Genomic DNA, 4,293 nt, shown 5'->3' with positions numbered 1-4,293 from the left:
CTGACCTGGATCCGAGAAAATCAAAAAAGGAAAGTAGAAGAATGGATTCAGGAAAAGTATGCCCGGTTAACGGAAAGAAAACAGAATAAGCTGCAAAAAGCGTGGAGTTATCTGAAACGGAATTGGAAGGGGATTCAGGAGCGTCTGAAGGAAACAGAGGAAAATATCGGCAGTAGCACGGAAAGCCATGTGAGCCATATATTGTCGGCCCGGATGAGCAGCAGGCCAATGGGATGGAGTCTAAAAGGAGCCGATCATGTGGCCCAGTTGAGAATCTATTTGAAAAACGGAAGGGACTTGTCAGAGTTGCTGTTGCCTTTAAAAACGGAAGGGACAGAGGGAGCAGAAAAGGAAGATGAGAAACGGTGCTTTAGTGCACATGAGATCCTTGCTTGGGAAAAACAAAAGCAAAAGAAAAACGGGAAATACATCGAGGCGTTACAGGCAACAGTGAGCAGACAGACTGGAGCGAAGTTCTATTTTCAATCGGCAATAGCCGGAATATGCTGACAAGAATGAAGAAAAGTGACAGGTGGAGTCTGCCTATATGGTTCCCCAGGTAGAGTTACACCATCGCAGCCCCGTGTGAATCTTTCGCATTTCCAGCCCCGGCGTACACCGGGACGCCCAAAATTTATACCGGTCCGCGTACTCCGCGCTCTGCTGGTAGAACTGTTCCAGCTCGTTTCCATCTCCCCGGTACCAGATGCGGTTGCGGATGGCGTGGAGCTCAAAATCCATCACCTCGTTGATCTGAATGCCGCGGACCCCGACCGGCTGAATGTTCAGCCAGCTCCGAATCCCCCGTTTTACGTTATCGCTCAAACTCGATAGCCACCTCATTTCCTTTTCTCCTCCTCAAACCCGATCAGCGCCCGGTATGGAATCCAGCCATACTGTGACGCGTTGATGGTATGGTCATTTTTATCTTCCGGCGCGTCCTTATCCTCCTGCCAGGAATACCGGTCCAACTCCCCCAAATGTCCCGCACAGGTGTCCACCACCAGGTAACATCCCTGCTGGATCCAGCCCAGCTGCAACTTGATGCGGTCAATGATGGACAGCGCCTTGTAGGCGTCCAGGAAATTGTAGATGCAGCCGTGGAGCCGCTTGTATTTCCGCAGCTCCGTGATGGTTGCCTGATCCGCGCTGTCCACAAACACATCCTTTGCCAGCCCCCATTCCGCCTGATTCCGATCCAAAAACGCCGTGAATTTCTGCGCCGTGTCTGATGGGGCCAGGGGCTTGTCCAGATCCGCATTGTTATACACCTTCTCGTCCAGGACAATCAGCCGCCGGTCTGTGGTAATCCCCTGAAATACCATGGCAATGGTATCCGGGGACCGGCTGGAGTAGGACGTATCCAGCCCCGCCGAAAACTTTTTAAACCGAAACGCGCCGGTTTCCACCTGCTGTCTCACCCAGGCTGCCGTGACCACGTGTTTCTTCCGGTCAAAATTGGGAAAAATCAGGCCGGTGGCTTTCCCGCGAAGGCCCTCGATCTTGTTCTTCCAGATCTTCGTCCCCTTCGGCGTGTTCCGGATAATCCGCTCCAATTTCTCCGCCGGCAGGCCCAAATTATGGGCAAAAGAAAAGAACCAATGCACCCAGCCGGGTTTTGGTTCTTCTTTCAGCTCATCTCTTATTTCCTTCGGCGTCTCCACCTCCCATTCCGGCAACGGCCGGGAATGGTTGATGTATTCCTGGTAAACCGCCAGGTTCGGGTCATCGGTGTTTAGGGTCGCCATCAGGTAATCGCACCGCATGGCTGCCTCCCGGACAAAATCAATGTCAGCCGTGTTGATCTCGTCAATGTACAGGCAACCATACTGGCCGCCCAGGGCGTCCTTCCACTTGCGCCTGTTGCCGTAGCCTACCACAAAGATGATCTTGTCTCCGCCGGTGGTGTGGAAGATCAGATGCGGCATCTTATACTCGCCTGATCCATTGCCCTTATACTCCACCAGGACCCCAAAATCATCCAGGATTCCCAGATCCTTGTTGATGATGTTCTTTTCCGCTGCGCCGGTGTCATCCGCTGCCAGGATGTGGAGTTTCTTCGGACTCTCCGCTACCTTCAGCATGAACTTGAACAGCCCCACCGTGGTCTTTCCCGCGGCTGTGGTACCTTCCAGGAATTCCACTGGAGCGCCGCAGTGAAGGAAGGCTTTGTATTTATCAGACAGCAGCAATCTTTCCGTACTCACTATCCGCCACCTCGCATCTGCTGGAGCAGGTCATCCAGCTTGGTCTTTTCCATGTCCAGGCTGCCGGATAGCTCCACTTTGTCCTTGAACATTCCCAGATGCTTACCGAGGAGCTCCAGAGCCTTCAACTTGTCGGCCATCTTGATCTCCCGCTCCAGGCCGTCCTCTCCGAAGGTCTTCACCTTCACGGACTGGATCGCGGCGGTGTCTTCTGGAGCGGCGTCTGGCTTTAAGGTAGCGGTGTCTGTGTCGATCACATCGTTTGCATTAACAAAAGCGATCTTCGCCAGCTCCATGACCACTCGATCCGCATTGACACCGGTGCGCTTGCTGCGCTCGGCCATGGCCTTCGCGATATGCGCCTGGATGTCGGGTTTCGTCAGGTTCTCACTTCCGATGGACTTTGCGGTGGCCGGGCTGTAACCGGCGCGGATGGCGGCCTGGGTGGCATTTAGGTCGATGAGGTATTCTTCTGTGAAACGCTTTTGTTTTTTGGTCATTTGGGCTCACCTCGCTTTCTTGTCTGGGTGTTTTTAGGCATGGAAAAAGAGGTGGACGAGCCACCTCTTAAATGCGTTTGTTTTTTAGGTATAGAACAGAAACAACGACAAACTATCTCAAATTCAAAATTTCTAATCCATTTTTATACTGTTAATTTTTCTATTTACTCTGCTATATTTGATTTGAATTATAATAGAATCTCCAATTTTTGTAGACTCTACCACAAATTCTTGCGAAGTATTTAAAACTTTTTTATTACGCACCGTATCTTCTGATGGTATCAATAGTAACTCTGGAAGTTCTGGATAACGTTTGGGGTTCGCCTTTCTTAATTCTGAATATCTACCTCTTTCTGAAAGAATGATTTCAAACACGCCTTTTACTTTCCATATTGCCTTTAACTCTTTTTCTCTAATTTGTCCAACAAGCTTTCCTGTTTTTATGTTGTAATATTTCCCCGTATACAAATCAAGTTTCCACGGTTTTTCTATTGCGTGCATATGAGGACACGAAGGCCAATGTATGTCATCATCTTTGTTGTGTATTTCCCACCTTATTCCTGATGTTGAAAAACGCACTCCACGCACTTGCCTATATTTATGTTTATTCACTATGCTCATCACACTTTTCGCCTTATCAATTATTATATTTTTCTTCTTCCTCACTTTACTATCCCTCCTCACGTTTTTCTCAATCATATCGCAAATCACCCAAAAAGAAAAGACACCCTGATACTAGGATGTCTTTCTGTGCCTGGAATGTCTGGATGGAGAGTCCTGAAACCAGGCAAATCCCCCGCCAGGCTGTGACACCTGACGGGGGACTATCTTAAGGAGGGCTCTAAAGTCATGGGTTTATTCACTGACTCCAGTTTACACTATAACACTTAAAATCGTGACTTGTGTGACATTCGTGACAAACTTTTAATTTTTTCGCATAAATCATTCAAACTCTTTTTTTAGGCCATTCTCTGTATTCTTCCGGCCCATCCGAAACGCCACCTGTCCCCACGTCATCCCCTCAAAGACTTTGTACCGGATGATCCGCTGCATCCGGGGCGGCACCGTTACTAGCCACTCCTCCACCTGTAGCTTGATCGCCTCAGCGGCGGCCTTGCGCTGCTCCAGGATGCGCTCCTTCCGGTCCAGGGCATCGTGATCCAGGGCGTCATAGGGCACGCCGTGAATGGTGCAGCTGATCTCACCAAATGGAAAATCATAGTCTGACATCCTGACCTTGTCCGTGACGGTCTCCCGCCGGCGGCGCTGGAGCCTCTCGATTTCCTCCTCAGTTTCCTTGACCAGCTCGCAGGCGTCTATGTACTGGTACAGTATCTGCTTGTCCACCGGCATCACCTCCTTATCGCCCTGCTACGGGCGTTTTATGCTTTTGATAATAAAGTTATCGTGTTTTTGCTTAAAGCCGTTGGAATTGCCCTTCTCGCGCGCCACAGGGTCATTTCCACGTCACCGGTACTCCCGCCCCGTCTCGGGATCCCGCAACCAGATCCGCCCGATGACCTCCAGGCCGTGCCAGGCAGCTATGATCTTCATCCGCCGGATGGCGTTCTCCACGTTCTCCGGCT

The 4,293-nt window shown here is 50.5% G+C and carries 6 protein-coding genes; 1 reads left to right on the top strand and 5 read right to left on the bottom strand.

Annotation, left to right across the window (positions count from 1 at the left end; genetic code table 11):
• The coding region (locus B5E84_RS19995) for a UPF0236 family transposase-like protein (RefSeq protein WP_204248633.1) at positions 1-510 on the top strand (510 nt) is incomplete at its 5' end.
• Positions 511-543: 33 nt separating this feature from the next.
• On the opposite strand, the gene B5E84_RS19990 is transcribed toward B5E84_RS19995, so the two are convergent.
• The 5 genes from B5E84_RS19990 to B5E84_RS19970 form a co-directional block, all read right to left on the bottom strand.
• Entirely contained in the window at positions 544-825 is a 282-nt protein-coding gene (locus tag B5E84_RS19990) for a hypothetical protein (RefSeq protein WP_242963453.1), read from the bottom strand.
• A gap of 14 nt (positions 826-839) precedes the next feature.
• The gene (locus B5E84_RS19985; RefSeq protein WP_087226663.1) at positions 840-2,207 is read right to left on the bottom strand and encodes a terminase; all 1,368 of its coding nucleotides are present in this window, start codon (positions 2,205-2,207) and stop codon (positions 840-842) included.
• Positions 2,207-2,707: a terminase small subunit gene (locus B5E84_RS19980; protein ID WP_087226660.1), complete on the bottom strand. Its 501-nt coding sequence runs from the start codon at positions 2,705-2,707 to the stop codon at positions 2,207-2,209. Before B5E84_RS19980 ends, B5E84_RS19985 begins: the two co-directional genes overlap by 1 nt.
• Before the next feature lie 132 nt (positions 2,708-2,839).
• Positions 2,840-3,406 (bottom strand): hypothetical protein, encoded by a 567-nt coding sequence (locus B5E84_RS19975; RefSeq protein ID WP_143469291.1) that lies wholly within the window; start codon positions 3,404-3,406, stop codon positions 2,840-2,842.
• Positions 3,407-3,649: 243 nt separating this feature from the next.
• On the bottom strand, positions 3,650-4,054 hold the full coding sequence (locus B5E84_RS19970; protein WP_087226666.1) for an RNA polymerase subunit sigma-70: 405 nt from the start codon (positions 4,052-4,054) through the stop codon (positions 3,650-3,652).
• Between the last annotated feature and the right edge of the window lie 239 nt (positions 4,055-4,293).

Origin of the sequence: Lachnoclostridium sp. An14 (genome assembly GCF_002160755.1) — a bacterium.
GTDB lineage: Bacteria > Bacillota > Clostridia > Lachnospirales > Lachnospiraceae > Lachnoclostridium_A.
Note: the sequence above shows the minus strand (reverse complement) of the source record. Positions and strands in the feature narration are given on the sequence as shown.